19 protein-coding genes, 1 other RNA gene and 3 pseudogenes are annotated in these 24,946 nt (G+C 67.6%); 9 read left to right on the forward strand and 14 right to left on the reverse strand.

What is annotated here, in order from left to right:
- Nucleotide 1 precedes the first annotated feature (1 nt).
- The 3 genes and pseudogenes from ACFQBT_RS13105 to ACFQBT_RS13115 form a co-directional block, all read left to right on the forward strand.
- Nucleotides 2-940 (forward strand): ABC transporter permease, encoded by a 939-nt coding sequence (locus tag ACFQBT_RS13105; protein WP_377823290.1) that lies wholly within the window; start codon nucleotides 2-4, stop codon nucleotides 938-940.
- On the forward strand, nucleotides 937-1,770 hold the full coding sequence (locus ACFQBT_RS13110) for an ABC transporter permease subunit (protein ID WP_377823292.1): 834 nt from the start codon (nucleotides 937-939) through the stop codon (nucleotides 1,768-1,770). Before ACFQBT_RS13105 ends, ACFQBT_RS13110 begins: the two co-directional genes overlap by 4 nt.
- Nucleotides 1,767-2,221, forward strand: a pseudogene (locus tag ACFQBT_RS13115) (ABC transporter ATP-binding protein); the annotation flags it as partial. The gene ACFQBT_RS13110 and the pseudogene ACFQBT_RS13115, both read left to right, overlap by 4 nt.
- Nucleotides 2,222-2,854: 633 nt before the next feature.
- On the opposite strand, the gene ACFQBT_RS13120 reads toward ACFQBT_RS13115, so the two are convergent.
- On the reverse strand, nucleotides 2,855-3,178 hold the full coding sequence (locus tag ACFQBT_RS13120; protein WP_377823293.1) for a DUF3039 domain-containing protein: 324 nt from the start codon (nucleotides 3,176-3,178) through the stop codon (nucleotides 2,855-2,857).
- A 38-nt stretch (nucleotides 3,179-3,216) separates the two neighbouring features.
- Here ACFQBT_RS13120 and ACFQBT_RS13125 point away from each other — a divergent pair, with 38 nt between their 5' ends.
- Nucleotides 3,217-3,843: a YqgE/AlgH family protein gene (locus ACFQBT_RS13125; RefSeq protein WP_377823295.1), complete on the forward strand. Its 627-nt coding sequence runs from the start codon at nucleotides 3,217-3,219 to the stop codon at nucleotides 3,841-3,843.
- A gap of 87 nt (nucleotides 3,844-3,930) precedes the next feature.
- Here the strand turns inward: ACFQBT_RS13125 and ACFQBT_RS13130 are convergent, their stop codons facing one another.
- Nucleotides 3,931-5,931, reverse strand: coding sequence for a DEAD/DEAH box helicase (locus ACFQBT_RS13130; RefSeq protein ID WP_377823297.1), 2,001 nt, complete (start codon nucleotides 5,929-5,931; stop codon nucleotides 3,931-3,933).
- A 195-nt stretch (nucleotides 5,932-6,126) separates the two neighbouring features.
- On the reverse strand, nucleotides 6,127-7,536 hold the full coding sequence (locus ACFQBT_RS13135; protein ID WP_377823299.1) for an NAD-dependent malic enzyme: 1,410 nt from the start codon (nucleotides 7,534-7,536) through the stop codon (nucleotides 6,127-6,129).
- 50 nt (nucleotides 7,537-7,586) lie between these two features.
- Between ACFQBT_RS13135 and ACFQBT_RS13140 the strand changes: the two genes are divergently transcribed.
- On the forward strand, nucleotides 7,587-8,219 hold the full coding sequence (locus tag ACFQBT_RS13140; protein WP_377823301.1) for an SIMPL domain-containing protein: 633 nt from the start codon (nucleotides 7,587-7,589) through the stop codon (nucleotides 8,217-8,219).
- A 28-nt stretch (nucleotides 8,220-8,247) separates the two neighbouring features.
- Here ACFQBT_RS13140 and ssrA read toward each other — a convergent pair.
- The 6 genes from ssrA to ACFQBT_RS13170 all read right to left on the reverse strand — a co-directional run bounded on the left by ssrA (nucleotide 8,248) and on the right by ACFQBT_RS13170 (nucleotide 14,904).
- Nucleotides 8,248-8,615, reverse strand: a transfer-messenger RNA (tmRNA) gene (gene ssrA, locus ACFQBT_RS13145).
- 91 nt (nucleotides 8,616-8,706) lie between these two features.
- Nucleotides 8,707-9,978, reverse strand: coding sequence for a class I SAM-dependent methyltransferase (locus ACFQBT_RS13150; RefSeq protein ID WP_377823302.1), 1,272 nt, complete (start codon nucleotides 9,976-9,978; stop codon nucleotides 8,707-8,709).
- Between the two features lie 23 nt (nucleotides 9,979-10,001).
- Nucleotides 10,002-11,378 (reverse strand): FAD-binding oxidoreductase, encoded by a 1,377-nt coding sequence (locus ACFQBT_RS13155; RefSeq protein ID WP_377823304.1) that lies wholly within the window; start codon nucleotides 11,376-11,378, stop codon nucleotides 10,002-10,004.
- A 39-nt stretch (nucleotides 11,379-11,417) separates the two neighbouring features.
- Nucleotides 11,418-13,277 (reverse strand): DUF2207 domain-containing protein, encoded by a 1,860-nt coding sequence (locus tag ACFQBT_RS13160; protein ID WP_377823306.1) that lies wholly within the window; start codon nucleotides 13,275-13,277, stop codon nucleotides 11,418-11,420.
- A gap of 30 nt (nucleotides 13,278-13,307) precedes the next feature.
- The gene (locus tag ACFQBT_RS13165; protein ID WP_377823307.1) at nucleotides 13,308-14,522 is read right to left on the reverse strand and encodes a DUF2207 domain-containing protein; all 1,215 of its coding nucleotides are present in this window, start codon (nucleotides 14,520-14,522) and stop codon (nucleotides 13,308-13,310) included.
- Nucleotides 14,515-14,904: a hypothetical protein gene (locus ACFQBT_RS13170; RefSeq protein ID WP_377823309.1), complete on the reverse strand. Its 390-nt coding sequence runs from the start codon at nucleotides 14,902-14,904 to the stop codon at nucleotides 14,515-14,517. Before ACFQBT_RS13170 ends, ACFQBT_RS13165 begins: the two co-directional genes overlap by 8 nt.
- A 329-nt stretch (nucleotides 14,905-15,233) precedes the next feature.
- Here ACFQBT_RS13170 and ACFQBT_RS13175 point away from each other — a divergent pair, with 329 nt between their 5' ends.
- Nucleotides 15,234-15,482: a WhiB family transcriptional regulator gene (locus ACFQBT_RS13175; RefSeq protein WP_109685654.1), complete on the forward strand. Its 249-nt coding sequence runs from the start codon at nucleotides 15,234-15,236 to the stop codon at nucleotides 15,480-15,482.
- A gap of 19 nt (nucleotides 15,483-15,501) precedes the next feature.
- Here ACFQBT_RS13175 and ACFQBT_RS13180 read toward each other — a convergent pair whose 3' ends face one another.
- The 4 genes and pseudogenes from ACFQBT_RS13180 to ACFQBT_RS13195 all read right to left on the reverse strand — a co-directional run bounded on the left by ACFQBT_RS13180 (nucleotide 15,502) and on the right by ACFQBT_RS13195 (nucleotide 21,782).
- Nucleotides 15,502-16,617: a sensor histidine kinase gene (locus ACFQBT_RS13180; protein WP_377823312.1), complete on the reverse strand. Its 1,116-nt coding sequence runs from the start codon at nucleotides 16,615-16,617 to the stop codon at nucleotides 15,502-15,504.
- Between the two features lie 73 nt (nucleotides 16,618-16,690).
- A pseudogene (locus tag ACFQBT_RS13185) lies at nucleotides 16,691-16,978 on the reverse strand (histidine kinase N-terminal domain-containing protein); the annotation flags it as partial.
- Nucleotides 16,979-17,091: 113 nt separating this feature from the next.
- Nucleotides 17,092-21,294, reverse strand: a pseudogene (locus ACFQBT_RS13190) (NAD-glutamate dehydrogenase); the annotation flags it as partial.
- 8 nt (nucleotides 21,295-21,302) lie between these two features.
- Complete coding sequence (locus ACFQBT_RS13195) at nucleotides 21,303-21,782, reverse strand: hypothetical protein (RefSeq protein ID WP_377823313.1); 480 nt, start codon at nucleotides 21,780-21,782, stop codon at nucleotides 21,303-21,305.
- A 107-nt stretch (nucleotides 21,783-21,889) separates the two neighbouring features.
- On the opposite strand from ACFQBT_RS13195, the gene ACFQBT_RS13200 reads away from it, so the two are divergent.
- Nucleotides 21,890-22,387, forward strand: a complete 498-nt coding sequence (locus ACFQBT_RS13200; RefSeq protein WP_377823314.1) for a DUF2505 domain-containing protein — start codon at nucleotides 21,890-21,892, stop codon at nucleotides 22,385-22,387.
- Between the two features lie 3 nt (nucleotides 22,388-22,390).
- Here ACFQBT_RS13200 and ACFQBT_RS13205 read toward each other — a convergent pair whose 3' ends face one another.
- A complete protein-coding gene (locus ACFQBT_RS13205) occupies nucleotides 22,391-22,825 on the reverse strand; it encodes a DUF6912 family protein (RefSeq protein WP_377823316.1) in 435 nt (144 codons plus the stop codon).
- A gap of 91 nt (nucleotides 22,826-22,916) precedes the next feature.
- On the opposite strand from ACFQBT_RS13205, the gene ACFQBT_RS13210 reads away from it, so the two are divergent.
- Together ACFQBT_RS13210 and ACFQBT_RS13215 are read left to right on the forward strand one after the other, a co-directional pair.
- A complete protein-coding gene (locus ACFQBT_RS13210; protein WP_377823318.1) occupies nucleotides 22,917-23,216 on the forward strand; it encodes a helix-turn-helix domain-containing protein in 300 nt (99 codons plus the stop codon).
- A gap of 548 nt (nucleotides 23,217-23,764) precedes the next feature.
- The gene (locus ACFQBT_RS13215; RefSeq protein ID WP_377823320.1) at nucleotides 23,765-24,943 is read left to right on the forward strand and encodes a DNA cytosine methyltransferase; all 1,179 of its coding nucleotides are present in this window, start codon (nucleotides 23,765-23,767) and stop codon (nucleotides 24,941-24,943) included.
- Nucleotides 24,944-24,946: the final 3 nt, after the last annotated feature.

Genomic DNA, 24,946 nt, shown 5'->3' on the forward strand with positions numbered 1-24,946 from the left:
CGTGACTGACTCCGACCTCACCGTTGCCGCGCCGGGCGTTTCGGACACCACGTCCGGCGCGCCCGGCGCGGTCGCGCCGTCCGGCGGTCGACGCGTGCGGGGACACGCGCTCTGGGGCATGGTGCCCTTCTTCGCGCTGATCGTGGTCTTCTTCATCCTGCCCACCGTGGTCCTGCTCTTCACCGCCTTCCAACCGGCCTCCGGTAGCGGCTTCACGATGCACAACGTGTCCACCTCGCTCCAGGGCGCCTATCGGACCGGCCTGATCAACAGCGCCAAGGTGTCCCTGATCGACGCCGTGCTGGCCGGCGTGCTCGGCCTCTTCCTGGCGCAGGCGATCGTGAGCAGCCGCAACCGACTCCTGAAGGAGCTCACAGCAACCGCCGCCGCGGTGCTCACCAACTTCGGCGGCCTGCCGCTGGCCTTCCTCTTCGTCGCGGCCATCGGCAACGCCGGCGTCGTCACGACACTGTTGGGCGACCACCTCGGAATCTCCCTGTCCGACCTGGGATTCGACCTCTACGGCATGAGCGGCGTCGTGGTGGTCTACCTCTACTTCCTCGTTCCTCTGATGGTGCTGGTGATCATCCCCAGCCTGGAGGGATTGCGGCCGCAATGGCGTGAGGCGGCGCTGAATCTGGGCGCGAACCGGTGGCAGTACTGGCGGCACGTCGCGACACCTGTCCTGCTGCCCAGCTTTCTCGGCGCATTGGCGCTGCTCTTCTGCAGCGCGATCTCCGCCTATGCGACGGCAGCGGCATTGACCAATGGCACCCTGGCCCTGACACCGCTGCAGATCGCTGCTGTCCTGTCCGGCAACGTGTTGGCCGACCAGGCCAATGTCGGCGCCGCGCTCGCTCTCGATCTCATGGTGCTGATCGTGCCCCTGACGGCGCTGTACCTCTTCCTACAGCGTCGCACGGCCAGGTGGCTGCAATGACCGCGGTCACCCCCGGCCGGGTCCGGTCGTTACCCTGGGGCCGCTGGGTCGTCCTGCTACTCGCAGCGATCTACTTCATCGGTCCGCTCGCGGCCGCGTTCTGGTTCTCCATCCGCAACAGCCACGGTGTCGACTTCCAGGCATACACTGAAATCCCCTCAGCACCAGGACTTTTCGATGCTGTCCTGCTATCGCTGGAGATCTCGGCGGTCGCGGTGCTGGTCACCTTAGTCATCATGGTGCCCACCATGCTGTTGCTCCATCTGCGGCTGCCTCGCCTGCGGCCGGTGGTGGAAATCCTCTGCCTGCTGCCCCTCGTGGTGCCCCCCATCGTGCTGGTCGTCGGCGTCGGCAAAGTGATCGCCTGGGGAAACACCACCGATACCGGCAGTGTCCGCTGGCAGGTCACCAACCAACTGCTGAACAGCCACCCGCCGTTCATCCTGCCGCTGCTCTACTTCGTGCTGGCGCTGCCCTTTACCTACCGGGCACTGGACGCCGGAATCCGCGCGGTACCTCTTGCGACGTACGTCGAGGCGGCGCAAGGACTGGGTGCCACCTGGTGGACGGTGTTGTGGCGGGTCGCGCTGCCAACCCTTCGCGGCAGTGTCGTGACCGCGGCGCTGCTGGCCTTCGCGCTCGCCTTCGGTGAGTTCACGGTGGCGAGCATCCTTCAGTACCAGCCGTTCACCGTGTGGCTGCTGCAGTTCAACAACACCGACGGCCGCCTCACGACCGCCCTGTCGCTGATCAGCCTGGGCTTCACCTGGGTCCTGCTGATCGGCTTCTCGGTCGTGACGTCCGGCCGACAGAAAGGCACCACATCATGAGTACTGTGCCCCTCGCAGACGAGCCGGCGGGCGTGGACGTCGACTTCCGCGACGTACGCCGGGCGTTCCCCGGGACCGTCGCCCTCGACGGGCTGAATCTGCACATCCCCGGCGGTCAGTTGCTTGCGCTGTTGGGGCCCTCCGGGTGCGGCAAGACCACGGCCCTGCGTCTCTTGGCCGGATTCGACTCACCGGACGCCGGCACCATCAGCGTCGGCGGCCGCGACGTGCGCGGGCTACCGCCCAATCAGCGCGACATGGGGATGGTGTTCCAGGCGTACAGCCTCTTCCCCACGATGACTGCTCGCGACAACGTGGGTTTCGGGCTGCGGATGCGACGTCACGACTCGGGTAAGCGGTCCCGGCGGGCCACCGAACTACTCGACCTGGTGGGACTGTCCGAACACCTCGACAAGTACCCACACCAGTTGTCGGGGGTCAGCAGCAGCGGGTCGCCTTGGCCCGGGCGTTGGCGATCCGGCCGCGGGTGCTCCTGCTTGACGAGCCTCTGTCGGCGCTGGACGCGAAGGTGCGCGAGCAACTGCGCGATGAGATCCGCCGACTTCAGATCGAGCTCGGTGTCACGACGCTCTTCGTCACCCACGACCAGGAAGAGGCGTTGTCCATGGCCGATCAGGTCGGGGTGATGCGCGCCGGCCGACTGGAGCAGATCGCCGCGCCGCAGCGGCTCTACGACGAGCCGGCGACAGCCTTCGTGGCGACCTTCGTGGGCACGATGAATCGCCTCGAAGGGATCATGGTCGACGGCGCATCAGTGCGGATCGGTGACCAGACGCTGCCGGTCCGGGGCGCTGCGCCGGGCGGAGCAGGGACGGCTGTCGAAGTGTTGGTGCGCCCGGAGGCGATACGCATACGCCCGGATTCGGACGGTGACTGGGAGGTCTTCGTTGCCACGTTCCGGGGGCGACCACCCGTCTTCTGGTGCGCTCTCGCGAGCAGTCCGCGCTGGCGGACGTGCCCTCGGAGGTGGCGTCGTCCTATCCGCCCGGAGCCCGGTGCTCGATCAGCCTGCCCGACAGTCCGGCGCTGGTGGCACCGCCCCAGGCGTAGCGTTGCGAGGACCTCAGTCCTCGCCGTCCTGCGGCGCGCGCAGCCCTTCGTAGATCTCTTTGCAGGTCGGGCAGATCGGGAATCTCTCCGGGTCACGGTTGGGGATCCATTTCTTGCCGCACAGCGCCGTCACGGCCTCACCGGAAAGCGCTGACTCCAGGATTTTCTCCTTGCGCACATAATGCGCGAAGCGCTCGTGGTCGCCGGGCTCCCAGGTTTGCTCCTGCACCTCCTCGCGCTCCAGGACGCTCGTGGTGGTCCGCGGACCTTCGGGCGCCGCCTGCGGAGCGGTCTGCGGTGCGCCCGGCGCGGTGGGCTCGTCAAGCGGGGTGCTCATACGTCAAGAGTACGGGGTGCGACGTCGCATAATGAGGTGTGGATCCGTTGACCGGCAGGCTGTTGATCGCCGTACCGCGGGTGCGGCACGAGCAGTTGCCGGCCGTGGGCGCGGGCGACGACGGCCTCCTACACGTCGATCCGATCACGGAGATCGACCAGGACAACGTATTCGAGCGCTCCGTGGTGCTCATCCTGCACCACGACCACGAAGGTGCCCACGGACTGATCCTCAACCGGCCGCTGGCCGCAGAGGTCGATGCGGTGCTGCCCGGCTGGCAGGACCACGTCACCGCCCCTGACACGATCTTCCAGGGCGGGCCGGTCTCGTTGGACACCGCGCTCGGCCTGGTGGCGATCCCCGGTGACGACGAATCGATCGGCATCAAAAGGCTTTTCGGCGATGTCGCCTTGGTCGACCTCGACGCCCCGCCGGCGGTGGTGATGCCGGAGGTGGGCGCGTTGCGGATCTTCGCCGGGTACGCCGGGTGGGAGCCCGAGCAGCTCGAGGACGAGATCGAGGCGGGTGCGTGGTACGTCGTGGACGCTCATACCGACGATGCCTTCACCACCCGTCCGCACGAGTTGTGGTCGCAGGTTGCGCGCCGTCAGCGCAACACGATCGCCTTCGTCTCCAGTTTCCCAGGCGACCCGGGTCTGAACTGAACGCTCGGGCCACGGACCCGCTGCACGCATGAAGGGCCGACCCGGTCGCCCGGGTCGGCCCTTCATCGGTGGCGCAGGGGTGACCAATCAGTCGCGGCCGGCGCGGCTGTAGCCGCGCTCGGAGCGACCGCCGCGACGATCGCCGCGGTAGTCACCGCGACCCTGACCGGGCCGGCGGGGGCCGCCGCGGTAGCCGCGCGGACCGCCACGGTGTCCTCGGTCGCGCTGTCCGGGCGGGGTCAGCAGGTCTTCCAGCGTGGACTGGCTGACGAAGTCGCCCGAGGGGCGGCTGCCACCGGCGGCGGCGATGATGTCATCGCCCGGACGGGCCTTGGTCAGCTGGATGCCGACACCCGCCTCGTCGAGCAGCCGTTGCACACCCTTGCGCTGGTGCGGCAGGGCCAGGGTCACGACGGTGCCGGCCTCGCCGGCACGGGCGGTGCGCCCGGCGCGGTGCAGGTAGTCCTTGTGGTCGGCCGGCGGGTCGATCTGCAGGACCAGGCTGACGTCGTCGACGTGGATGCCGCGAGCGGCGACGTCGGTGGCGACGAGAACGGGGATACGACCGTCCTTGAACGCGCTCAGCACCTTGTTGCGCTGACCCTGGTTCAGCCCGCCGTGCAGCGCGGCGGCCACGATGCCCTGCTCGCGCAGTTCGGTAGCGACACGGTCCGCGCCGAGCTTGGTGCGCACGAAGACGACCGTGCGACCGGAGCGGTTGGCGACCTCGGCGGTCACGACCTTCTTGTCGCGCGGCTCGATCAGCAACGCGTGGTGCTCCATGGTGGTGACCGACGCGGTGCCGTCGTCGGTCGAATGTGTCACCGGGTCGGTCAGGTAGCGGTCGACCACGGTGTCGATACCGCGGTCCAGAGTCGCCGAGAACAGCAGACGCTGACCGCCTTCGGGCACCAGGTCGAGGATTTCGGTGATCGCCTCGAGGAAGCCCATCTCGGCCATGTGGTCGGCCTCGTCCAGGATCGCGATCTGGACTGCGGACAAGTCGGCGGCGCCCCGGGCGATCAGGTCGCTCAGGCGGCCCGGGGTGGCAATCAGCAGATCGACACCCCGCGCGAGCGCGCTCAGTTGCGGCTCGTAAGGCATTCCGCCGGCGACCAGCTTGTGGTGCAGACCAGCCACGTGGACCAGCGGTTGCAGTGCATCGCTGACCTGCATGGCCAGTTCGCGGGTCGGCACGAGGACGATCGCACGCGGCTGATGCGGACGGGCCTTGGAACCCATCAACCGGGTCAGGGTCGGCAGCCCGAAGGCCAGGGTCTTGCCGGAACCGGTGCGACCACGGCCCAGCACATCGCGGCCGGCCAGGGCGTCCGGGATGGCCGCCTGCTGGATCGGGAAGGGCTGGGTGATGCCGTCACGAGCCAGTCGCTCGACGAGCACCTCAGGCAGCCCGAGGGCGGCGAATCCGTTGTCGGACATGTCAATCGGTTCCTGAATGCGGGCCGCGGTAGCGCGGGTGGTCGTGGTCTGCTGGGGGCGGGCGAAGGTGCGGCGTTGCGGACGCTCACCGTAGGACGATCGGTTGTCGTCGCGGCGGTCGTCGTAGCGGCGGTTGTCGTCGCGACGCTCACCGTAGGAGCGGTTGTCACGACGCTCGCCGTAGGAGCGGTTGTCACGACGCTCGCCGTACGAGCGGTTGTCGTCACGGCGGTTGTCGTACCGACGCTCGTCACTGCGCTTCGGCCGGTCGCCGTACGAGCGGTTGTCACGACGCTCGCCGTACGAGCGGTTGTCGTCACGGCGGTTGTCGTACCGACGCTCGTCACTGCGCTGCGGCCGGTCGCCGTAGGAACGGTTGTCACGACGCTCGCCGTAGGAGCGGTTGTCACGACGCTCGCCGTACGAGCGGTTCTCGGACCGACGGTCGTCACCGCGCTGCGGACGCGAGTCGGAACGGGAGGAGTCGTAGTCGTCGCGCCGGGAGCGGGGCTCGCGCTCCGGGCGTCGCGTGGTGTTCTTGGTGGAGGCGGCGTTCTTGCCCTTCTGGGCTGCGAGTTTCTGCTCGCGGGTCCACCGCGGTTTCTTACCGGCCGATGTGGCGGCAGGCGTCGTCGAATGATGTGACATGAGTGCGTTCCTTCACAGGTGGCAACTGGCGGGCGGTTCGTCCTGTCCGGATGACAGGCCGCCGGATCTCAGCGCTCACACAACGACCGGGATAGTGCCCGGCGTAAGAAGACTGACCTCAAGAACGCAAGATCGGATGTGACCAGTCTACCGGGTGGCAGACCGTGCTCATGACCACGCGCGACGTGAGTGCGCTCACTGCTCCCGGGCGGCGCGGCTGACCGCCGCGGCGACGATCTTGCTCAGATCGGGGTGGAACACACTGGGGATGATGTAGGTGGGGTTCAACTGGTCGTCGGGGACCACACCGGCCAACGCGATTGCGGCGGCTTGCAACAGATCCTCGGTCACCTTGCTGGCCGCGGCGTCGAGCAACCCGCGGAAGATGCCCGGGAAGACCAGGACGTTGTTGATCTGGTTGGCGAAGTCGCTTCGCCCGGTAGCGACGACTGCGGCGTACTGCGCGGCCTCGTCGGGGGCGACTTCCGGCACCGGGTTGGCCAGGGCGAAGACGATGGCGTCTTGGCCCATGGTCGAAATGTCGTGTCCGGTAAGGATGTTCGGGCCGGAGGCGCCAACGAAGACGTCCGCACCGGCCAGGGCGTCCTGCAGCGTGCCGCTCACACCGCGGGGGTTGGTATCGCGCGCCAGGGCCGCCAGTGAGGAGTTCTCCCCCGCCACGATGTCGGGGCGATCGGTACTCACGACGCCGTTGATGTCAGCGACGACGACGTCCCGCGCGCCTGCGTGCAGGAGCAGGCGAGTGATCGCCGTACCGGCCGCGCCGGCGCCGCACTGCACGATGCGCACGTCGGCCAGCTTCTTGTCGACGACCTTCAGTGCGTTGGTCAACGCGGCGAGGACGACTACGGCGGTGCCGTGCTGGTCGTCGTGGAAGACCGGGATGTCCAGTTCCTGACGCAGCCGGTGCTCGATCTCGAAGCAGCGCGGCGCGGAGATGTCCTCCAGGTTGATGCCGGCGAAAACCGGCGCGAGGGCTTTCACGGTGCGCACGATCTCGTCGGGGTCCTTGGTGTCCAGACAGATCGGGAAGGCGTCGATGTCGGCGAAACGTTTGAACAGGGCGGCCTTGCCCTCCATGACCGGCATCGCGGCCAACGGGCCGATGTCACCCAGGCCCAGCACCGCCGTACCGTCGGTCACCACCGCCACGGTGTTGCGTTTGATCGTCAGCCGGCGGGCGTTCTCCGGGTGCGCGGCGATGTCCATGCAGACCCGGGCCACGCCCGGGGTGTAGACCAGCGACAGGTCGTCGCGGTTGCGGATCGGGACCTTGGACTCGATGGACAGTTTGCCGCCCAGGTGCGCCAGGAAGGTGCGGTCGCTGACCTTGCCGATTTCGACCCCATCGATGTCGGCGATCATCGACACGATGTGATCGGCGTGCTGCGGATCGCGAGCCGCGATCGTGACGTCGACAGCCATCCGGTTGGTCTCGGATGAGGTGACGTCCAGACCGGTGACCAGTCCCCCGGCCACATCGACCGTGCTGGTCAACTCGCTGACGGCCGTGGGCCGGGCGGGTAGCGAAAGACGAATGGTCACGGAGTTCGACACGGACGGCTGCACAGTCACGTACTTCATTGTGGCCCCTACTGCTGCGTAGACCAGAATCGATGTGCCACGCTGCGCTTATGACGACCGAGGAGTCCGCAACGTTGCGCGTGACCGGAACCGCCACCTGTGGCGCATCGCCCGACCGGGTCGAGCTTCGCCTCGGGGTGGAACACACCGCCGACAACGCGTCGGAGGCGCTGGACGCCGCGGCGACCAGCGCCCAGCGGCTGGTAGCCGCCGTCAAAGAGACAGGGGTGGCGGACCAGGACGTCCAGACGGCGGGTCTGTCCCTGGACCGCGGCTGGGACTCGGAAAGGAACGTCCAGAGCGGGTACGTCGCTCGGCACCGGTTCTCGGTCCGTGCCGCTCTCGACACCTCGGGTGCCGTCATCTCTGCTGCCGCCGACGCCGCCGGCGACGATCTCCGCGTGGAGTCGGTCAGCCTGGCGATCAGTGAGACCGACCCGCTGCGCAGCCGCGCCCAGCGCGACGCCTTCGACGATGCCCGGTCCCAGGCGACGGAGTTGGCCCGCCTCGCGGGACGTGAGCTGGGTCCGGTGCTGGCCATCGACACCTCGCCTGCGAGCGGACCCATCCCGTTGCAACCGAAGGCAATGCGGATGATGGCGATGGACGCGGCCGGCCCTGTCATCGAGGGCGGGGAGTTCGCGGTGACGGCGACGATCGTGGTGGTCTACGAACTCGTCTGAGCCGCAACTGGTGTGACGCGCCTGCGTGTAGTGGAGGTGGCGGGAATCGAACCCGCGTCCGTTGACGGCGAGACAGGACTTCTCCGGGTGCAGTGCGCTATGGATTTTCTCGGCCCCGCAGCTCGCGCGCACACGTTCTGTGACAGGCCCAGTCGGGTGAGAGTCCCACACCGTCCCCCGACGAGACGGTGCAGCAAGTTTCCTAGCTGACGCCAGACACTGAGTCGGAAACTAGCTCAGGCTGACGGACTTCGAGGCTCGCTCAGGCGGCGAGGGCGAAGTCGGTGCGCTTGGAGTTGGCACCTATTGGTTTTGCACGCATCGTTAACGAGATAAGCGTGCATCCTCGACCCGCTTCCCCTGCGACGGCGATCAACGTCGAAACCGATCACCCCCATGATGAAGCAGGCGCGTCACACTATTCAGTTGGCTCGTTGATCCTAACGCGCACCCGCAACCGGTTATTTCGCGGCGAGCGCGCAGCGGCTCAGACTCCGAAGGTCGGACGCAGCGGGTAGGAAGCGTCGCCGGAGGCCGGCACCTTCACACCGAGCACCTGATGCAACTGGATCCGGTTGGTCGTGAAGGACAACGAGGAGCCGGCCAGATAGAGACCCCAGATCTTGGCGGTCGGCTCGCCGGCCTCGGCCACGCAGGCGTCCCAGTTCGCAGAGAGGTTCTTGCACCACGCGCGGCAGGTGCGCGCGTAGTGCTCGCGCAGGTCCTCCACGTGCCGGATCTCGAAACCCTCGTCCTGCATGGCGCCAACGATGGTCCCGACGCCGGTGATCTCCCCGTCGGGGAAGACGTACCGGTCGATGAACCCGCCCTTGGTCAGCGACGGCGCCTTGTTGTCGGGTCGGGTGATGCTGTGGTTCAGCATCCGGCCACCATCACGCAGACGGGACATGCCGAACTGGAAGTACGACGGGTAGTTGCGTACGCCGATGTGCTCGGTCAGCCCGATCGAGCTGAGCGCATCGAACCCGGTCTCGGTGACATCGCGGTAGTCGCTGTAGCGAACCTCGGCCCGGTCATCGAGGCCGAGCTCCTTGATTTTCTGCTGACCCCAGCTCGCCTGTTCCCGCGACAGGGTCACCCCGAGCGCGGTCACGCCGTAGTGCTCGACCGCGTGCCGCACCATGCCGCCCCAGCCGCAGCCGATGTCCAGCAGCCGCATCCCCGGCTCCAGACCCAGCTTCTTGCAGACCAGGTCGTACTTGTGGAACTGCGCCTCCTCCAACGTGGCGTCCTCGTGGGGGTAGCAGGCGCACGTGTAGGTCATCGAGTCACCGAGGACCATCTCGTAGAACTCGTTGCTGACGTCGTAATGGTGCTGGATCGCCTCGGAGTCGCGCTTGCGGGAGTGCCGCAGGCCTTCCACCGCGCGCCGCCACTGGGACGGCGCCTCCTGCGGCGGCGGGGGCGGCGGCCTCAGGGCGCCCAGCCCGACCGCGGACAGCATCGCCGGAATCTCTCGCAGCGGCGGGGTTTTCGGCTCGAAGCCGCTCCAGAAGAGATTGAGGAAGTCGTAGGGGTCGCCGAGATCGACACCCGACAACGTCAGGTCGCCGCTGACGTAGGCCCGCGCCAGCCCCAGTTCGCCGGGGTGGCTGATCAGGTAGCGGATCCCCCGCTCGTTCTCGATGTGCACGCCGTACGGCGCGTCCGGGTTGCCGCCCACCGAACCGTCGTAGGCGGTGACACTGAACGGTGCGTCGTCGCCGATCAGTTTGGTGACGACGTCGCCGATCGTCATGGTTCCGTTGCTTCGCGTCATGCTCACTTGCGCAACACCGCCTTCGTGTAGAGGTCCGGCAGCCGGCCCGAAGGGTCGTACCGCTTCTTGATCGCTTGGTAGGTCTCGCCGCCGTAGAGCTGCCAGAAGGTGTCTTCGTCGTAGTACGCGTCGCTGTAGAGCGACTTGTGCCCGTCGAAGGTGCCGACCGCCTGCTCGATGCGCCGGTTGACGTCACCGTCCTTCGCACCGTCCGCGATGGGCACCGTCGCCCAAAACCCAACATTGACATACGTTTCGTCGGTGCGCATCGGGTAGAGCGGCCAGGGTTGCCCCTCGACGGTGTGATCTAGCAGACGCATGGGGCACAGCCACACGGGGCTGATGGGCACGTTCTGGGTGAACCAGTGCAGGAACTCCGCCGTCCGGCCGATCGGCACTTCGACGTCCTGGATGACCCGCTCCCGATCGGGTTTGCCGCGCCAGCGGTCGATTCTGGCCTTGATCTCATGGGTCGTCTCGAACCGGATGATCTTGCTGTAGACGTCGCTGCGCTTGTACTTGTCCGGCCAGATCCGCCGCACCATCGGCCGGCCGAGGCCGAGCGCACCGTCGCACCAGAACCAGTCGGTATCCCACCGCCAGATGTAGTCCTCGACCGTGAGGTAATCGTCGGTGCGCTGCTGGATGGACCGGTAGTAGATCTGCTGGCCGGTGTAATCGCTGACGTACGGCGCGTGCTCGGCGAACGTGGCGACCACCAGGTAGGACTCGTGCCGGGAGAAGACGACGCCATCCAGGAAGTCCACTGCCCGGCCGTCGTACTGACCGCTGCGCACGATCTCATCCATCTGCGCGATACAGGACTCCAGATCGTCGAACCGCACGTGCTGCAGCCGCACGAACGGCTTGACCGGCATCAGCTTGATCCGCAGCCGCACCGAGTAACCGAGCGACCCATAGGAGTTGGGGAAGGCGCGGAAAAGGTCGGCGTGCTCGCCGTCCGGGGTCGCGTGCAGTATCTCCCCGGCGCCGGTGAGGATGTCCAGTTCGGTGACCGACTCGTGCGGCAGGCCCATCCGGAAGCTGGAGGACTCGATACCCAGTCCCGTGACCGCTCCGCCGAGGGTGATCGTGCGCAACTGCGGCACAACGTACGGCATCAAGCCGAACGCCAGGGTCTCGGCGACGAGGTCCTCGTAGGTGGTCATCCCTTGCACGTCCGCGGTCTGCTGCTGCGGGTCGATCGAGATGACGTGGTTGAGATCGCTGACATCCAGTCCCGGGCTGCTGAGGCGCTCGCGGTTGCGGAACAGGTTCGAAGTCTTCTTGGCCAGCCGCACCGGCTGGTCCGCAGGTAGGGCCGCCAATTGCCCGCGCACTCGCTGCACGGCCGCGAGGTGAGCCTGTTGTCCGATCACGCGATCTCCTCCACCCACTACGGCATGTATATAGCCATTCTACCTACCAACTACTGGCGCCTCCGCCGCCCATACCGCCACCGGAGAATCCGCCGCCGCCGAAACCGCTTCCTCCGGACGAGCCGGGGTGCTGACAAAGGTCCCGGCCGAGACAGTGCCGAAGGCATCGACGCCGCTGCCGATACTCTCAAACCCGTTGAAGCCCGGGTTGATCGGGATGTACCACATCGGCATCACGATCGGGCGGCCCTGTGCTGCGGCAGCTTCCGCGACCTGGCCGAACACCCTGGCCCACCGCTCGGCGATACCGAAGACCACCGCGTAGGGCAGGTACTTGCTGAAGATCTGGGAGGCTTCCTCGAACTTGATCTGGCCCGCCTCGGCCGTCTCCAGATACTGCTTGAAACCCAGCGACTGTGCCGTCATCGCGCTGCCGAGGGCCGTGCGCGAGGCCATCCGGCGGCCCATGAACATCACGATCAGACCCGCGATCACCAGACCGATCGGCAAGCCGATGGCCGCGAGCGCAAGGTTGGCCACGAAGACGAAGGAGGCGATCGCGGCGCCGATCAGTAGTGCGCCGAGCATCTGCCACCGGGCGCGCACCGACGCCGGGTTCTGCCGGAACCAGCCGCGGTGGACCGTCTCGGCGTACATCTCGCTCTTGGCGTTGGACAAGGTGCCGGCGAAGTGGTTCTTCAACTGTGACAGCTGGATCGGTGACCCCTGGCTGAACAGTCCGCGCAGCACCACTTGCTCGTACTGCAACAGCGGCTCGGTCTCCTGGCTCTGCGTCGCCGTCAGCTCCCAGTCGCCCGCCGAGAACATGCCGCGCTTCTCGATCTCCCGCATCCTCAGATAGCCGCGGGCCGCGAGGTCGACGACCGTGGCGCTCACGTCGACGGTATCGGCGGATTCGTCGATGAGGGTGCCCATCAGGCCCGCCCGCACACCGGCCGGCGGGTTGAACTGCACCGCGATCGGCTGCTTACCGCCCCGCACGACCTCACCCTCGCCGTCGGTGGGTGTCAGACCGGGGGTCAACCCGGCGTACCGCTCATCGCGGCCTCGCTTCCAGACCAGGGCGCCCATGCCGCTCGCAGCCAGGACGGGCAACGCGATTCCGCCGGCCAGACCGACCTTGGCCAGCGCGGCCTTCTGGTCCGGCGTCAACCCGCTGCTGTCGTCCTGGTCGGCCGAGCCGTCCCGCAGGATCGGGTCGGTGTTGGTGAAGGCCGAGGTGGGCATCGCGCTGACCACGGAAACCTCTTGATAGGCAGGCAGGTTCGAGGCGGAGAACGTGGCGTCGCCCCCGGCGCTCGCCTGGCACCGGTCGGTGCTCTTCGCGGCGCCGTAGTAGCAGGCCGCGTTGGTGCTGGCCGCCGGGCCGGTCACCGTCACGCGCACCGAATCGATCGGAACAGCCACCTGCGCCCCGGTCACGTTCCAGTAAAACTCTGTCGTGCCGTTGCTCTGCTTGTTCACGACACCGTGCAGCGTGTAGGAGATGGTGTACTTCTGGGTGCCCGACACCGTGGTGTTGGGGTCGCCGATCCGCAGCACCGTGTTGGCGCCGGACTCCGTGCGCTGCACGTCCGCCGGTGCTCCGGTCGGACTCGTGACCGATATGTCGTCCAGATCGTAGGTGCGGTATTTGTCCGGCTGCGGGTCGTATCCCTGGCGTGTGATGATCCAGCGCTTGATGCCGTGGGCGTCCTGACCCGGGGCGAACTGCCAGGTCAGTTGCTCGGTCACGCGGGCGGTACCGTCCGCCTTCACGTCGTAGGTGCTGACCCAACTGATGATCCGCTCACCGGTCGCGGCGGAGGCCATGGACGCGGGCCCGAAGACCAACGCGGCCAGCATTCCGATGACGGCCAGGATCCGTACCCCACGCATGGCCTCACCCTAATGCGCAGGTGGGCTACCTCAGTCGCCGAAACCACCGAAGTCACCAAAACCGCCCCCGCCATCGCCACCGAACCAGCCGCCCCCGTCACCGCCCCCGCCGTCGCCGCCGAACCAGCCCCCGCCGCCATCGCCGGAGCCACCGTCACCGCCCGAGCCGCCGTCGCCGTCACCCCATCCGCCGTCACCGGAGCCGAAGTCCCCGCCGACGTCGTCCCCGAACATCGCATCACCCATGAAGTCGTCCATTGAGAAGGCCAGCATGCTGAAGGTGAGCAGCGACAGGTCGTCGGCGACGAACCAGCCGGGCGTGGACACATCGAAACCCTCCGCCTGCGCCGCCCGGGCCACGTCGCCGAAGACCTCGGCCCAGTGGTCGGCCAGATTGAAGACGATGGCGTAGGGCAGGTACTTGCTGAAGATGCCGGCGGCCTCCTCAAACCGGATCTGACTGGCCTCTGCCGTCTCGAGGTACCGCCGGAACCCCAGGGCCTGTACGGCGACCGCCGTGCCCTGCGCCGTCCGCGCACCCACCCGCCCGGCGCCGTACGCGACGATCGCGCCGGATCCCAGCAGACCCACGGCGGCCCCGACCCCGGCCGCACCGAAGTGCTGGTTCCCGGTGAGGAACAGGGCCACGAAACCCAGCACGATCAGGACCGTCGACAGACCGCGAACGCCCGCCTGCGCTTCCTGCGGGGGCCGGCTGAACCAGCCCCGGTGCAATGTCTCCCGCTCCAGTTGGCCCATCGCCTGTGCGGATACCCGGCCGAACGTCGGCCGCAGCGTGGACATTGCGACCGGCGATCCCTGCTCGAACAAACCGTCCAGGATCGTCTGTTCGTAGTCGGCGAGCGGCGTGGGCACCGCCGGCTCGGTCCTGGTGAACCACCACTCGGGGGCCGCCCCGTCGCCGGCTGGGACCTGGCGCATCTGCAGATACCCGCGGCCGGCCAGGTCGACGACCGTCGCACTCACCTCCCGCGGACGGGCCCGCAGCGTCAGCAGCGTGCCGACCAGCCAGGCGGATGCCGGCGGCGGGTTGAACTGCACCGGCACCGGCGTGCCACCGGCGCGGGTGATCTGCGCACTGTCCACGTCGGTCGGAATCAGACCCGGCGTGACGCCGGCGTACTGCTGCGATCCGCCGTGGCCGCGCAGGTACAGGTACATCGCGGCAGCGCTCGCCGCGGGCAGGCCGATCGCCAGCAGGAGGGCGAGGACCACCTCACTCATGGGGCACCGACTCATCGACGTATCGACGCAGGCGGCTGCCCGCGGCGACGGTGGCCAGACCCAGAAGGCCGACGATCACCCCGAGGACCGGCGCTCCCGCAGTGCCCAGGGTCAGTCCGCACAACGCCACCATGCCGCCCCACAGCAGGACCGGCGTCTTGGCCAGGTCCCAACCGCGGCGCACCGCGATCGCCAACGCCGCGGCGCAGGCAGCCAGCACCAGGATCAGCACGGTCTCGCCGATGGTCTGCCCGGTCTGCTGGCGGCCATCGCCGAGATCGGCGATCAACACCCATGCCGCGCCGACCACCAGCAGGGCGACCTGAAGGAGGAGAAGGGCTGCGACCGGCCGGGTCGCACTCACCGGCTGGCGCTCGGACATGACCTGACCCTAATGCACCCGCGAGCGGCGCCCGGACCGGGCAAGCGGCGTACGCCGGACTTGGTCATGTGACCAACACCTCATGTTCGATAACGAATTTCTGCGGTCAAACCCTTGTGACTTCGCGGGCCAGCGGTGAGGATTGGAACAGGTATGCCGTAGCGCGCGTTATTTGCGAATGGAGGCCGCACCCGCGGCTGTGAAACGTAGAGCGATCCACGGCGAAGAATCACCCGCCGGATCGTCCACGCGACGGACCACTAGACCAACGGACCGACGTCGTTCCGTGCGCTCGCGCACGTTCGACTCTGTGCAAGGAGCTATTACTGATGGATTGGCGCGACCGCGCTGCGTGTCTGGATGAGGATCCCGAGCTGTTCTTCCCGATCGGGAACACCGGCCCGGCGATCGCCCAGATCGAAGAGGCGAAAAAAGTCTGTCGGCGATGTGTCGTCGTCGACACCTGCTTGAAGTGGGCCCTGGAGTCGGGGCAGGACGCGGGCGTGTGGGGTGGCATGTCCGAGGACGAGCGCCGGGCCCTCAAGCGCCGCAACGCCCGGGCCCGCCGCGCCGGCTGAGGTAGTCAGCCCCGCTTTCTCACCTGCGGATGGCGCGCAGCTGCGCCGTCAACCGCACCCTCGTACCGTGCGGTTCGACCCGCTCCCAACGGATCGTGCCGCGCAGGTCCTGCACCAGCGACAGCACGATCTGGTTGCCCAGACCGCCCTTGCCGGGCTCGAAACCCTCGGGCAGTCCCGCGCCGTCGTCCTGCACGTCGAGAGTGAGGATCTCCTCGTCCGGACCGGGCCGGCGATCGACGCGTACCGTCACGGTGCCTCCGTCATGCTTGAAACCGTGCTCGACGGCGTTCTGCACCAACTCGGCGAGCACCATCGCCAGTGAGGTCGCGTCCTCGGGGGTGAGGGTGCCGAACTGGCCGATCACCTCGCCGCGCACCCGTGTCTCGGTGCGGTTGGCCAGGTCGATCGCCTGACGCACCGTCCGGCTGGCGACATCGTCGAACGGGACCGTCTCCTGCAGTCCGAAGCTCAGCGTCTCGTGCACCGTCGCAATGGTGCCCACCCGGCGTACGGCGTTCTCCAGGGCCATGCGCGCACTCGGGTCCTGCAGGCGCCGGGCCTCCAGGCGCAGGACGGCGGCCACGGTCTGCAGGTTGTTCTTCACCCGGTGGTGGATCTCCCGGATGGTGGCGTCCTTGGTGAGCAGCTCCCGCTCGCGCCGGCGCAGCTCGCTGACGTCGCGCACCAGGAGCACCGCACCGATCCGTCGACCGTTCTCGCTCAACGGGATGGAACGCACCGCGACGTACGCCGAGCGTGACTGGATCTCGGTCTGCCAGAACACCTTTCCGGACAACGTGACCATGAGTTCCTCATCGACCGGCCCGCGATCGGGCAGTACCTCCCCCAGCGCGGCGGTGAGGCGCACGCCGACGATCGGACCGACGTACCGCAAGCGGTTCATGGCCGAGACGGCGTTCGGGCTCGCGTAGCGCACGACCCCGTCCGCGTCGAGACGCAGCACACCGTCACCGACGCGCGGAGTGCCCCGGGTGGCGGTCGGGGTGTCCTGGGGGTGCGGGAACGCGCCCGTGGCGACCATCCGGGCCAGCGCGTCGGCGGTGGCCAGATAAGTGACTTCCAGCCGGCTGGGGGTGCGCATCGCGGCCATGTTGGTGTGCCGGGAGAGCACCGCGATCGCCTCCCCGGCACACGACCGGGATCATCTCCTCCCGGACCGGGACGTCGTCGCGCCACGTCGTGCTGCGCGATCGCATGATGGTGCCGGTCTCGAACGCCTCGTCCACCGCGGCGCGGCGCACCTCCGGCAGAGGGTCGCCGACCAGGTCTTCCAGGAAGACTCCGACGCCGGTGGTGGGACGCACGTGGGCGCCGGCGACCCAGCTGCCGTCGGCCCGGCGCAACCACAGCACCAGATCGGCGAAGGACAGGTCGGCCAACAACTGCCAGTCGCCGACCAGGCTGTGCAACCAGTCGGCCTGCCCGGGTTTGAGACCGGCCTGTTCGTCGATGACTTCATGCAGGGACGGCACGCGGAAAGCCTATTGGGCTCAATCGGTGTGCGAGCCCCCACCGTCGCCACCGAGCGCAGCGCCCGAAGAGCGACGAGCACCTGGGCCAGCGTCGGCGGCTCCTGCGAACGCGGCGGGAGCACCGCCACCGCCCGCGTGGCCCGCTCCACCCCGGCCTGGTGGGTGGTCGCCCACTGCTCGACGCGATCCGGTGCGGCATCGGTGGACCGCAGCACGACCTCGACGAACGAGTCCAACACGCCGTACAGATCCTCACGAAGGGCGCTACGGGCCAGGGCGTCGGACAGGTCGTCACGGGGCAGTGCGGACACGGCGTGCAGCAGCCGGTCGATCTGCAGGCGCTCGGAGCAGGCGAAGTAGGTGCGGGCCACCTCGGCCGGGTCGACACCGGCTGCCTGCGAGCGCCGGGCGATGTCCAGCAGCGAGAAGGCGTCCAACAGCGCGGGGATCTCAGCGGCCAGATCCTCGGGGACGCCGCCCTGCTGCAATTGATCGGCGTTGGCAGCCCACCGGTCGTGCTCACTGCCCCGCAGGTAGTCCTGCACGCCGGGCCGCAATGCCGCGACGACCGGCCGGAACCGCTCGATCTCCTCGGCGATGGATCCGTCGGCGGGTCGGTTGTGGATGAACCACCGGGTGGCCCGATCCAGCAGCCGGCGCACCTCCAGGTACATCCGCGTCTGAACGTCGGTCGGCACCTCGTTGTCAGTTGCTTCGATCCGCTCGAGCAAGTCGCGCATCCCGAAGACCTCGCGCACGATGACGAACGCCCGGGCGACCTGATCGGCCGTCGCACCCGTCTCCTCCTGGGCCCGGAAGACGAAGGTGATCCCGCCGCGGTTGACCAGGTCGTTCACGACGCAGGTCGTGATGATCTCCCGGCGCAGCGGGTGCGCCGCGATGGCCCGGTCGTAGCGCCGCATCGCTTCGGGGAAGTAGTTGCTCAGCGTCGCTTCGAACCACGGGTCGTCCGGCAGACTCGTCTGCAGCAGTTGACGTTTCGCGTCCAGCTTGGCGTAGGCCACCAGCACCGAGAACTCCGGTGAACACAGACCGTGACCGGCCCGGTCGCGTCGGTCGAGTGCTTCGTCCGAGGGCAGGAACTCCAACTCGCGGTCGAGTCCGGGCACCGACGCCATGAACCGGCGATGCACGGGCAGCATGGCGTGCTCCTGAGCCCGGGCGTTACCGAGCAGGACGTTCTGCTCGTAGTTGTCGCGCAGCACCTGGTGGGCGATCTCGTCGGTCATCGAGGCCAGCAACTCATCGCGCTGGCCCAACTCCAACGAACCGTCGCGGACCAGCCCGGCGGCGGCGATCTTGATGTTGACCTCGTGGTCTGAGGTGTCGACTCCGGCGGAGTTGTCGATGGCGTCGGTGTTCACCCGGACGCCGTTCTGCGCCGCCTCGATGCGAGCCAGCTGGCTCAGCCCGAGGTTGCCACCCTCGCCGATCACCTTGCAGCGCAACTGATCCGCGCTGATCCGCACGGCATCGTTGTTGCGGTCGCCGATCTGCGCATCGGTCTCCAGCGAGGACCGCACGTAGGTGCCGATACCGCCGTTCCACAGCAGGTCGACCGGCGCCCGCAGGATCGCGCGGATCAACTCGGTCGGCGTCAGGGCGGTGACGTCGTCGCTCAGGGCCAGCGCTCGGCGTACCTCGTCGGTGATCGGCACCGACTTGGCCGTCCGCGGGTAGACCCCACCACCGGCGGAGATCAGGTGGCGATCATAGGAATCCCAACTGGAGCGGGGCAGGTCGAACAGGCGCCGGCGCTCGGCGTACGACGTGGCCGCGTCCGGGTCCGGGTCGAGGAAGACGTGCCGGTGATCGAAGGCGGCCACCAGCCGCAGATGCTGCGACAGCAGCATGCCGTTGCCGAACACGTCGCCACTCATGTCCCCGATGCCGGCGGCGGTGAACTCCTGCGTCTGGGTGTCGATCCCCATCTCGCGGAAGTGCCGCTTCACCGACTCCCATGCGCCGCGCGCGGTGATGCCCATCGCCTTGTGGTCGTATCCGGCCGAGCCGCCGGAGGCGAACGCGTCGTCGAGCCAGAAGCCGTTCTCGCGGGCGATGTCGTTGGCGATGTCGGAGAACGTCGCGGTCCCCTTGTCGGCCGCCACGACCAGGTAGGTGTCGTCGTCGTCGTACCGCACGACGTCGCGGGGCGGGGCCACCGCGCCGTCGACCAGGTTGTCGGTCACCCCCAGCAGCGCCGCGATGAACTCCTGGTACGCCGCCACGCCTGCTGCGTTGAACGCGTCACGATCGCTGGGATCGGGCAGGTGACGGGCCACGAACCCGCCCTTCGCGCCGGTCGGCACGATCAGGGCGTTCTTGACCATCTGCGCCTTCACCAGACCCAGGATCTCGGTGCGGAAGTCGTCGCGCCGGTCGCTCCAGCGCAACCCGCCCCGCGCCACCTTGCCGAAGCGCAGGTGCACACCCTCCACGTCGGGGCCATGCACCCAGATCTCGAACATCGGGATCGGCTCGGGCAGGTCCGGCACCCGATGGCAGTCCAGCTTCAGCGCTACGACCCGCGACTCAGGACGGAAAGCATTGGTGCGCAACGTCGCTCGCATGACGTCGCGAATGGCGCGCACGATGCGGTCGTGGTCGAGGCTGGCGACATCGGCCAGCGCGGCATCGATCCGCTGCAAGGTCCGGTGCTGGTGACTCTCCCGCTCGTCGGGCTCGAGACGACGGGCCGGATCGAACCGCTGCTCGAAGAGTTCGGTGAGCAGTCCGGCCAGGTCGGGGTTGGCCAGCAGCGCATCCTGGATATAGCCGTAGCTGAGGGAGAACGCGGTCTGCCGTAGGTAGCGCCCCACCGTGCGCAACACGGCCACCTGTCGCCACGTCAGCCCCGCGGACAGCACCAGGCCGCCGAGCCGGTCACTGTCGGCCCGGCCGTGCCAGACCGCGGCGAACGCGTCCTCGAAGCGGGCCCGCACTGCCTTCACCCGATCCGGGTCGTCGCCGCCCCACGCGGTGGTGGACGCCGATCGCAGACCGAGGTCGTAGATCCAGACCGCCGAACCGTCCGGCAGCCGCATCGAGTAGGGCCGCTCGTCGGTGACCTCGATGCCGAAGTCGGTGAACATGCCCACGACGTCGGTCAGGATCAGCCGATCCCGGCGGAAGATCTTGAAGCGGCGCTCGCGCGGATCGCTACCGCCCTCCCGGTAGAGCGCGAACAGCGCCGGGTCCGGCCCGTCCAGCGCTTCGATGCGTTGCAGATCGGCCAGACCCTGCGCGGCCGAGAAGTCCTCCTTGTAGGCCTCCGGGAAAGCGTGCACGTAGTCGGCAGTGATCCGCGCCGCCGCCTCGTCGCCGTACTGACCGCGCACGAGACCGGAGAAGCGCTGCCCCCACGTCTGGACGCTGCGCAGCATCTCGTCATCGAAGTCCTGGTCGCTGATCGGCTCGGGTCGCTCGTCACCGAGCCAGACCACGAAATGCACGTACGCCAGATCCGCGTCGCCGAGCCGGATCTCGTACTCGATGTGCCGCGGGTGGTAGCTCTCGTGCAGCACCTTGGTCATCCGCAACCGCAACGTGGTGTCGTAGGCGTCCCGCGGCACGTAGACCACGACCGAGACGAACCGGCCGAACTCGTCGTCCCGCCGCAGCACTCCGGCGCAGCGGCGTTCCTTCAACCGCGACACGACCTTCACCACGTGCACCAGATGGTCGACATCGGCTTGCAGCACTTCGTCGCGCGGGTAGGTCTCCAGGGTTTCCAGCACGTCCCGCCCGTCGTGACTGTTGGCGGCGTAACCCGTTGCAGCGAGGACTTGTTCGACTTTGTCGCGGGCCACGGGCACCCGGCGTACCGTCTCGTTGTAGGCGCGAGCGGCGAATAACCCGATGAATCGGCGCTCGCCGATGACCGCGCCGGCCTCATCGAAGACCCGGACCCCGATGTAGTCCAGATGCGACGAGCGGTGCACCGTCGACAACGCGTTGGCCTTGGTGATCGTCAGCAGCCGCGGGTCGTGTGCCGTGCGCGCCGCTTCAGGCGTGAGGGGCCGGAAGCTGTCCGGGTGGTCGTCGCGCAGGACGCCCAGGCCGCTGCCCTCGACCGGCGACAGACCGTCCCGGCCGTCGCGTTCGGCCAACCGGTAGTCGCGGTACCCGATGAAGGTGAAGTTGTCGTCGGCGAGCCAGCGCAGCATCTCCACGCACTGCCGGATCTGGTCCTCCGTCACACGGTCGCCGACCTCGCCGGCGATGGATCCGGCCAGTTCCCAGCAACGTTCGCGCATCTGCGGCCAGTCCTCGACGGCGGCGTGCAGATCGGCCATGACCTGGGTCAGGACGTGCGCAAGCTTCTCGTCGTCGGCGGCGGAGCGCCCGCGGGCGAACTCGACGTGCAGCCAGGACTCCCGGATCGTGTCGCCCGTGGGCGGCTCGCCCGAGGCACCGGTAGCCGACTCCAGCGCGCCGCTGGCCGATCGACGTACGTCGAACCGGGGTGGACCAGCAACCGCACCGAGCGTTGGGCGCGGCTGAGTGCCGCCAGCACGGTGTCGACGATGAACGGCGTGTCGTCGGTGACGATCTGGGCCACCACCAGCCCCCGGCCCCAACCGTCCTCGTCAGGGTGCGGGGTGAACACCGCGACATTGGCGGTGCCGGGAGAGCGCACGGCGGCGAGCGCCAGATGCGAGCGCACGATGCCGGAAACGTCTGGCGGACTGAGGGTTTGGAAATCTTCGGCAGAAGTGTGCTCGAAGTAGCTGGACACCAGCTCGTCGGATTCGGACACGGTCGCGGAGTTCACCGCAGGCATAGCACGCACCTTCGCACGCTCGATCTCGACCGACCTCGTTGTCGATCCGCTTCCACGATAGGCGTCAGCGGCTGCCACGGCACACCGGCCCCGCGTAGGCTGCCTGCGTGGCCAAACACATCGAGCACTCCTGGACCCTGCCCGCTGACCCCGCAGCCGTCTTCGCGATGTTGACCGACGAGTCGTTCCAGCGCGCGGCAAGAGATGCCGCAGCCGCCGTGACGGTCAGCGCTACGGTCGCCGAAGAAGGCCCGGACACCGTCCTGCACACGGTGCGCACCATGTCCACCGAGGGCGTCCCCTCGGCGTTCAAGTCGATGATCGGCGATCGGTTGGAAATCGTCATCGAGCAGCGGTGGGGTGCGGCGGCATCCGACGGTACGCGGACCGGAACCATGCACCTGGAGGTCCGCGGCAAACCGGTCACCTTCGACGGGCCGTGTTCGCTCACACCGGGTGGCGAGGGTAGCCAGCTCACCGTCGCCGGAGACGTGCGGTGCACGCTCCCGCTGGTCGGCGGGCGCGTCGAATCAGTCGTCGCCCCGGCTTTGCTGCAGGGGTTCAAGGTCGAGGAACAACAGGGCCGCGTCTACCTGGGCCGCTAGTCGTCAGCCGCCCAGTTCCTCGATGAGCGGTGCCAACTCGGTCACGTCGTACCAGGACAGGTCGAGGTCGGAGTCCGCGTCGCGCTGCCCCGGCGGGTCCAAGCGATGCAAGCTGGCGACCTGACGCAACAGGACCGGACCGGTGAAGCGCACGGCGGCCGGCGAGTCCGGCGGTTCGCTGTTTTCCATGGCGAGCGCGAGCTGCCCGCTGGGTAGGTCCACCGCGGCTACGACGTCGTCGCCGAGTGCGGTGGCGACAACGGCCGCTTCCTGGATCGCGGCGTACTCCAGTTCTTCCTCGTCCGGATTGCCGCCCACGGCGGAAGCCAGCGCCGGGGTCGGCGCGTACGCGATGAGCGCTCCCTCGAGGCGGTGCTGGTCGCGCAGAGCGATCAGGCGCTCGAGGCTCGTGGGCAGATAGACGCGTCCCGTGGTCACGCGGTCATCGTGTCACGGCGGTCAACCGCGTCGCCCCCGCCCGCAAACATGTCCCACCCTGATTTACCAATCCAGCCTTATCCTCGTCGCCATGGCGACAGCCCTCGATCACGCTCAACTCGGCGACCAAAAAGCAATCGTGGTGGTGTTCAAAGCGCTTGGCAACGAGTCGCGCCTACGCGTTCTTGAGCTGCTCGCATCAGGCCCCTTGACGATTCCGCAGCTACGCGCCAACCCGACGATTCCGGCGTCGGTCGAGCAGCATATTAGAACGCTGGAGGGGGCCGGACTAGTGGAACAGTTGCCCGGGGTGATTCCGAGGTCATGGCGAGTAGTTCCGGGTGCGCTCGACCGCGCTGCGCTGGTGATCAGCGGTCTGGCAGTTGTGTAGTCAGCTGGGTTTCCGGTTTTCAGTTCGACCGCCCATTCGAGGTCCCGCTAGTGGACCGTCAGGTCGGAGCCAGCGGCCCCGTACTCACAGGAGTAGGTATCACACGTGGTGCGTGAGCCTACCCGTCGGGGAGTAGGTCTCAGGCCGGCGACAGCGTCCAGCTAAGGTGCCGTATTGGTCGGCCCAAGGCTTCCTGCCCACCCAAACCCGGTGACTGAACTGTGAGGAATAGGCTGGCGCGAGGCCTGCGCCACACCCCACACCGTAGGTTCAAGGAGACTGTCCGTGCACCGAGATAGCTTTAGGCACATGGTGACTAGTGATCACACGTATGGGTCAGCGGCGGATAGAGCGGAACGAAGATTGTGCGCGCCCAGGCAGGATGCGGCCCCTACCCGGATCCAGTTGTCTGGTTGTGTAAGAGCGAACTCGACGACAATGGTTTCGGAACCGACGGGCCGGATCCGAAACAACAGAGAAGCGCCCGTTGGTGAGACAGCGGTGGCGTGTCGCGCTTTCCTCAATCTGCGCTCGCAGCAGGACGCCTGATGGCGCCACGGTCGCAGCGTTACGCTGCAGTCTCACTATTCTCTGGCTGTGGCGGAATGGACCTCGGCGCTGAGCAGTCCGGGCGCGCGCGAGTTGTGTGGGCAATTGATAACGAGCATTGGGCTGTCGAGACCTACCGCAGCAATATCGGGACCCATATCGTCGAAGCCGACATCACGGTGACGAACGTGCCAGCGGTGCCCTGTGACATTCTGCTCGCTGGCCCTCCCTGCCAGGACTACTCAACTCTCTGGAACCACGACGGACTAATAACTGCACGAGGCAACCTGTTCAAGCAGGTTGCTCGGTACCTGGACGCATTGAGGCCCGCCGCCTTCGTACTCGAAAACGTCCCAGGGTTGTTGTCGGCGAACAAGGGGGTCGCCTGGACGCTGGTGCGTCACGCGCTCAAAGCGCCTACTAGCGTCGCCGCCAGCTCAGCCGGCGGCCCACGTCGGCCTGCAGTCCATTACGACGTGAGCGCTCAGGTCATTGACATGGCAGACCTGGGCGTGCCGCAGCACCGCGAGCGCCTGATCGTGATCGGCATCCGTCGCGACTTGGGCCAGCGACCACCGGTGATTCCCTCTCCGTACCTCGGCAATCCAATTACTGTGGCAGAAGCACTAGACCGAAACCCGTTGACGGACAACGCTCCCAACCACGAGAAGGGCATGGACTCGCCGGACGTCATTGAGCGGCTCAAGCTGATCAAGCCGGGCGAAAACTACGAGGCCATTCCTAAGGATCACCCGCTGGCCGTAAAAGGTCTCATCAGTCACGTCTATAGGCGACTTGACCCCGCCAAACCTTCCTACACCGTTATAGCCGGCGGTGGGGGTGGCACCCATGGTTATCACCACGTCGAGCCACGGAGGCTTACCAACCGGGAGAAGGCCCGCCTGCAGGGTTTTCCGGACGATTTTGTGTTTGAGCACGGCTGTGGCCCCGGTCGAGGCCGGGCCACGTCGCAATACCCGCGTGTGCGCCGGCAGATCGGGAATGCAGTGCCACCACCGGCAGCCCAACTTATTGTGGGCGCAGTCGCTGAAGTCCTTGAGCGCGCTGACGTCCCCACGAGATCCGCCCGAGATCTGGCGGCAGCGCGACGCGGTCGGGGTACGCTCAGCGCCGTCTCATCGGAGCCGGAGCCGAAAACTAAGGTTGTGGGCCTGTGAACG

The sequence above is a fragment of the Branchiibius cervicis genome (assembly GCF_042661605.1).
Lineage (GTDB): Bacteria > Actinomycetota > Actinomycetes > Actinomycetales > Dermatophilaceae > Branchiibius > Branchiibius cervicis.